This is a genomic window from Pseudogracilibacillus amylolyticus (SeqCode) (assembly GCF_051918545.1).
Taxonomy (GTDB): Bacteria; Bacillota; Bacilli; order Bacillales; family Amphibacillaceae; genus Pseudogracilibacillus.
This window is the reverse complement of record NZ_JBPPZG010000207.1, coordinates 1-6,639: the sequence shown is the minus strand read 5'-3', so window position 1 is coordinate 6,639 and position 6,639 is coordinate 1. Positions and strand designations below refer to the sequence as shown.

General features: G+C 35.6%; 5 protein-coding genes. 2 read left to right on the top strand and 3 right to left on the bottom strand.

Annotated elements, in window-relative coordinates:
• The first annotated feature begins 91 nt into the window (after nt 1–91).
• A complete protein-coding gene (locus ACPYKA_RS17315) occupies nt 92–1,165 on the top strand; it encodes an undecaprenyldiphospho-muramoylpentapeptide beta-N-acetylglucosaminyltransferase (RefSeq protein ID WP_479543462.1) in 1,074 nt (357 codons plus the stop codon).
• Nucleotides 1,166–1,193: 28 nt separating this feature from the next.
• Here the strand turns inward: ACPYKA_RS17315 and ACPYKA_RS17310 are convergent, their stop codons facing one another.
• From ACPYKA_RS17310 to ACPYKA_RS17300, 3 genes are all read right to left on the bottom strand, one after another.
• On the bottom strand, nt 1,194–4,343 hold the full coding sequence (locus ACPYKA_RS17310) for an MMPL family transporter (RefSeq protein WP_479543461.1): 3,150 nt from the start codon (nt 4,341–4,343) through the stop codon (nt 1,194–1,196).
• 5 nt (nt 4,344–4,348) lie between these two features.
• Nucleotides 4,349–4,789, bottom strand: coding sequence for a MarR family winged helix-turn-helix transcriptional regulator (locus ACPYKA_RS17305; protein WP_479543460.1), 441 nt, complete (start codon nt 4,787–4,789; stop codon nt 4,349–4,351).
• A gap of 354 nt (nt 4,790–5,143) precedes the next feature.
• Nucleotides 5,144–5,704 carry a beta-class carbonic anhydrase gene (locus ACPYKA_RS17300; RefSeq protein WP_479543459.1) on the bottom strand — a complete coding sequence of 187 codons (561 nt, stop codon included), beginning with the start codon at nt 5,702–5,704 and terminating at the stop codon, nt 5,144–5,146.
• A gap of 173 nt (nt 5,705–5,877) precedes the next feature.
• Between ACPYKA_RS17300 and ACPYKA_RS17295 the strand changes: the two genes are divergently transcribed.
• The coding region (locus ACPYKA_RS17295) for an ABC transporter transmembrane domain-containing protein (RefSeq protein WP_479543458.1) at nt 5,878–6,639 on the top strand (762 nt) is incomplete at its 3' end.

Genomic DNA, 6,639 nt, shown 5'->3' with positions numbered 1-6,639 from the left:
ACTTTTATTTTCACTCTTATTCCAAGTAATATATAATGTAAAGTGGAATAAGATTGTAAGTGGGATTGTTTTTAGGAAAGGAATTACATAGATGAAACAAAAACGTATATTATTTACCGGTGGGGGAACGGCTGGGCATGTAATTGTTAATTTAGCACTTATCCCGTACTTTCAAAAAGAAGGTTGGGAAGTTGATTATATCGGTTCAAAACAAGGAATTGAGCGTGATTTGATAAAGGATTTACCTAATGTTACTTATTATCCGATTTCTACGGGTAAATTACGTCGCTATATGTCGTTAGAAAATTTTAAAGATCCATTTAAAGTTTTAAAAGGAACGTTAGATGCTTGGAATGTTATCCGAAAAACGAAGCCGAATGTCATTTTTTCTAAAGGGGGATTTGTTTCTGTACCTGTCGTTGTAGCATCACGTTTACGTGGCGTACCTACTATTATTCATGAATCCGATTTTACTCCAGGGCTTGCAAATAAAATTGCGACACCATTTGCGAAAAAAGTATTAACGACATTTCCGGAAACAATGAAATATTTACCTGAAAAAAAGGCAACTCATGTTGGTGCGGTAATTCGTGAGGAGTTGTTTCAAGGTGATAAAAGCCTTGGATATAAGGTAACGAACTTAATCCCGGGAAAGCCAGTCATATTAATTATGGGTGGAAGCATTGGATCGCAAAAGATAAATGAAGCGATACGAGCGAATTTGGACACTCTTTTAAAGAAATATCAACTCATCCATATTTGTGGAAGTAATAACGTCGATTCAACAGTTAAACGAAAAGGATACGTTCAGTTTGAATATGTAAATGAAGAACTAAAAGATATTTTTGCTATTACTGATTTTGTTATTTCCCGTGCAGGTGCGAATGCAATTTTTGAATTTCTTGCATTAGATTTGCCGATGCTGCTCATCCCATTGTCTCTTGCTGCTAGTCGAGGAGATCAAATTGACAATGCGAAATCATTTAAAGAACAAGGTTTTGCACATGTTTTAGAGGAAGAAGAACTTTCAAAAGAGCGGCTTTTAGAAGAGGTTGAAAAATTAGAGGAAGCTGCACCGGTAATAAAAGAAAATATGAAAAAGTATTCGAGCAAAGAGTCGCGAGAAATGGTTATTCAACTTATTCATGAAATGGCAAAAAAATAAAAACTCCCCCCGAGGGAGTTTTTATAATCTAACTCTTCATCTGATTTTTAAATGGCCACCAATTATATTTTCCAAAGAATCGTACCATTATTGGAGTGAATAATGGCAACATGACAAATGCATACAACACCAATCCGATGATAACTACAGTCGCTATTTGTAAAAGTGACAGTACACCGGATGGGAGCATGGCACCGAATGTTCCGCCTAATATGATTGTTGCTGATATGATGACTGTTCCCATGTTTTTCATTGCATTGATTAATGCTTCTTTGATCAAGCCATTTTTATATTCATTAAAGCGATCCATCAGGAAAATACTATAGTCGATTCCAAGCGCAACTAACATAACGAATGAGAAGAAGGGAATAACCCAAGTTAAGCCGTCATATCCAAATATATTTACGAAAAGTAATTCAGCGAAACCAAGGGATGTGTAATATGTTATTAGTAAGGAGCCGATTAAATAAAGCGGCATCGTTAATGATCGGAATAAGATCACTAAAATGATGAAAATACCAATCAACATGTATAAAGCTGTGCGTGAATAATCTTCGTCTGAAACATTTTTTAAATCATTGTTTAAACTACTGACACCGCCAATCTCTGGCATACTTCCTGCAAATTTAGTGTTTTCAATTCCGGTTTGTGCAGCATCATTAATATCACCGACTAATTCAATTGCTTCTTGAGAATATGGACTATATTCTAAAATGACATCAAACTTAACGACTTTTTTGTCATCTGAAAGATACTCATTAGCTCCTTCCAAAAAGTCTTCATTTTCTACAGCTTCTTCAGGAATGATGACAACAGGAGGTTCTTGATCGACAGAAAAATCTCCCAAGTATTCTTGAACTGTCGTTAATCCCTCGTCAATTTGAGAAAGCCCATCTGAACCTTCGACTAAGCCACCAGAGAGTTCATCTAAACCTTCTTGTAATTCCTCAAACGCATTTTGAAGTTCTGATTGTCCGCCGTATATTTGGGATAAGCCTTCCCTTAAGTTAGGGAATTCGTTGACAACTTGTTTTTGCCCACTTGCTGCTTCACTTAAGCCTGACTCTAACTGACCGACACCGGCGATTAATTCATTGAGTGCTGAAGAGAGCTGTTCTTGTCCACTAATCACCTCTTGAAAACTATTATTTAACTCATTTAGTGGTTGAACTACTTCAGTTTGTATCTGTTCACTTGCACCAGCCAATTTCCCTAGTTCTTTTTCAATTTGATTAACTCCTTCAGCTAAACCATCCAAAACTCCAACTGCACTTTGATATGCCTCTTGATAATTTGGATCAGTTTCAAGGTTAGGATTATGGGCAATAGAGATTTGGTTCATCCCCTCAACACTTGCTTTTGCACCTTCTACCGCTTGCTTTAACTGAGATAAATTCACAGAGTCCATTTCACCAAACCCGGCTAATCCTTCAGCAATTTGTTTATATCCACTTAAAATTTGATTATTTCCAGCGATTGTCTCATCAAGGTTTTTCTTCACTTCCTCAAGTCCAGCTTTTATCTCACCAGCTCCACTAGAACCTGACATAATTCCTTGTTCAATTTCTGTTAAAGCAGTTTGAATTTGGCCAATTCCATCATTTGCGGCATTTGTTCCATCCATTAATTCACCGACACCGTCTTTTGCGTCATTCAGTTTTGGAGACTCAGTTTTTAATTCATCAGCCGCTTCCCGGAGTCCATCTTCTACCTCATTTAATCCGTCTACTCCTTCACCTAAACCGTCAGATAATTGTCCAGTTTGCGATTCCATTAAAAAGTCTTCAATAACATCACCAACAGGACGAGTTGCGCTTCGAACATAGTCAACACCTTTAATACGATTTATTTCTTGGGAAATTGTTTCGATTGCTTGATAGTCTTCTGCTGACGTTATCGGCTCATCGACTTCCATCACGACGGTTGTTGGTAATGTTTCACCAGGGCCAAAACTTTCCGTTATCCAGTTAAATGCGATTACAGAACCAAATCCATCGCTTAATTCTTCTAAAGAGTCATACGATTTGTCTCCATTATACGTTAACAAAGATGGCACCGTAATAATTGCAATAATAAATAAAGCAAAAATTGGTCGCCTCCACGAGAATATTCCGGCTGTTTTCCAAATCCGACTTTCTTTATGTTCGACTTTTTTATCAAACGGCCAAAAAAGCCGTTTACCTAATAAAATTAAGAAAAATGGAACGAGTGTAACGAGTGCGATTAAAATAACTGCAACTCCAATGGCGACCGCAACAGCAGATTGATAGAGAGTAAACGATGAAAAACCGATCGTAGAAAATCCGATTAATACTGCAAGTCCTGCGAAAAATACCGTTTTACCACTTGCTTTATATGTGGCAATGACCGCTTCTCCAATTGTTTCATGTTGATTAATTTCTTCTTTAAATCTGCTAATAAGTAAAATACAATAATCTGTTCCGATTCCAAACATAACCGCAACCATAAAGATTTGCGTAAATGTAGAAAGCGGAAAATCCATCGTATCAGCAAGAATCGCGACAATACCTTCCGAAATTAAATAACTGATCCCAACAGTTAGTAATGGAATAAAAGGTGCAACAAATGATTTAAACACGAGAAAAAGAATGATCAATATTAAAACAACAGTTATCGATAAGGTTTTTTCAAGACCTTCCTCGGAGTTGATAATAATATCTTCCTGTAAAAAAACTTCTCCTGTTACGTGATGATCTACCGGAATATTGGCAACCGATTCTGTGATCACATCTCTTGCTTCGCTAGCAGTTCGCTCTTCAACAGAAACTTTAAAAGGAACGATAATCGTCGTGCCATCTTCAGCTACTGTTAAATCTTTTACTTCATCGCCTTCTCTAAAGTCGATAATATCTGAGATTGCTAGATTCTCTTGATTCTTTTGTAAAATATCGATTGCTTTTGATATTTCTTCTTCATCTGTTTTTGTTAACATGTCTTCATTATGAAAAACTAAGACAGCATCATAAGCACTTGTTCCATCTTCATTCATTTTTTGTAATAGCTTATCAGCTTGGATGGATGTATTGTCATCTGGTACAGTCATCTGGCCTTTTTCAGCTACTAGTGTTTGTAAATTTGGTCCAAATAAAAGAAGTGCCACTGCAACAACGACCCAAAGAAGCGCAATAACCCACCGAAATTTAATAATTTGTTTCATACATTCTATCCTTTCTCATTATCAATCATTAATGTTGCGAGTTTTTCTAAAGCTGTTATATAGCCCTCAATTTCAGCACGATCAAAATGATCTAGCTTTTTCCCGATAACTTGATAAAGGTCTTGTTCTGTTCGTTTAACAAGCTCAGTACCTGCTTCTGTTAATTTAAGATATACGATCCGCCGATCCTCTTTATCTCGTATTCTTTCAATAAGTCCTTTATCGAATAATCTAGTAACAAGAGCTGTTACAGCGCTTTTTCCGACACTAAAGTATTTAGCTATTTCTGTACTCGTACAGATTTTTTTAGTATGAATATGCTGTAAAATTGTAAATTGATCTGGCGTTATATCATGTTTTACATTTTCTTTTAAAATATTGTTTATTCCTCGATGTATCGTATTTATCGCAAATTGATAGCGATTGATTAATTGATGTAATTCCACATATGAGTCCCCCTTTTTCGTAGACGTAAATTAATTCATATAATGAATAGTTCACTACATGAACTATTATACAAAATTCATTCCCTTATTAAAATAATAACTGTAATAATTGATCAAAAAGAAGATATACAAAAAGTATATTACGTTTTCATAAAAAATAGTATGAATCTTTTTGAAGAAAAAATCGTTGAAAAACGGCAATACCTAAAAGAGATGCCGAATTCAACGATTGGTTATTGAAATTTTGAGTTCTACAGCAAACTTCTACATACAAAATGCGTCCCAATTTTAACAGGATGAAAAGCATTTCAGTCCAAAGCTGTTTTTTAGCCTAAAAAAGCGTTTGCGCCTTTGTTATCTTTCATCCAATGAAATGACATCGACTTTTCCAGTGTTTGGATCGATGACAAGCCCGTGTACGAGGACACGCGATGGGAGAAGCGGATGTTCACGGATGATTTCTACACTCTGAGCAATCGATTTCTCAACGGTTTCGAATCCATGAAATTCTTTATGAAAGTCAATGCCTGAATAATCGAGTGCTTTAAATGTCTCGTCTGTAATTCCTTCGCTCTTCATTTTATCCATTAAGTCATTTGTATCGACACAAGACATTCCACAATCATGGTGTCCGATGACTACTACTTCATCTGCTTGTAATTTATAAACAGCAACGAGAATACTTTTAATAATACTATCGAAGGATTTTCGAATGATTGCGCCGGCGTTTTTAACCATCTTAACATCACCGTTTTGGATGTTTAAAGCTTTCGGTAAAAGTTCAACTAATCTTGATTCCATACATGTGAAAACAACCATTTTTTTATTTGGAATCGTATTTGATAAAAATTGCTCATAATTTTTATTTGCAACAAATTGTTTATTATAGTCCAACATTTTCTCTATTCTAGACATAAATAAAGCTCCTTTCTAAATGTTGCCATTTTTTCTATAATAGCAATCATTATAGCATACAGTTGCTCGGCTAGTAATTATTTTGTCATATTGACATCAAAAAATGAAACATTATAATTAAATAGACATGAAGGGAATTTGTGGGTAATTTTCGATGAAAAGGCGGATGAGGCATGTTTGATGTTTTAGGAAAACTGAGTTGGTTTTTTAAAGATTATTGGAAGCGCTATACATTTGCAATAACCGCATTAATAGTTGCTAGTGCAATCGGATTAATCCCTCCAAAATTGTTAGGTTACACCATTGATCATATCCGCTTCGACTCATTGACTTCTCAACTATTATTTGCAGTAATTATGATTTATCTTACTATCATCGTTGTTCATTATGTTATTTCATTCTTATGGGATTATACGTTATTTGGTGGAGCAGTAATTTTAGAGAAAAAGATGCGAAGCCGCTTGATGGAGCATTTTTTGAAAATGACTCCAACATTTTTTAGTAAATATAAAACAGGGGATTTAATGGCGAGAAGTACAAATGATTTAAAGGCGATCGCTTTGACCGCTGGGTTTGGTATTTTAACTTTAGTTGACTCGACTACATTTATGTTTATGATCATCGCGATGATGGGGTTTTCAATTAGCTGGAAATTGACCTTTGCAGCGCTTATCCCGTTGCCTGTAATGGCTATCATTATGAGTAAGTATGGCTCAGCTATTCATTCTCGTTTTATGAAGGCGCAAAATGCGTTTGGAGATATGAATAATGAAGTGCTTGAATCCATCCGTGGGGTTCGTGTACTGCGTGCCTTTGTACAAGAGCGTCAGGATAAAGAACGGTTTTATAAAATGACGGATGACGTTTATGAAAAAAATATGGCAGTTGCTCGGATTGATGCTTTATTTGAGCCGACAATGAAAATATTAGTAGGC

What these genes read in the sequence shown, in the direction of transcription:
- ACPYKA_RS17315 (WP_479543462.1), top strand. Translation starts at nt 92, where the DNA reads ATGAAACAAAAACGTATATTATTTACCGGTGGGGGAACGGCTGGGCAT.
- ACPYKA_RS17310 (WP_479543461.1), bottom strand. Translation starts at nt 4,343, where the DNA reads ATGAAACAAATTATTAAATTTCGGTGGGTTATTGCGCTTCTTTGGGTC.
- ACPYKA_RS17300 (WP_479543459.1), bottom strand. Translation starts at nt 5,704, where the DNA reads ATGTCTAGAATAGAGAAAATGTTGGACTATAATAAACAATTTGTTGCA.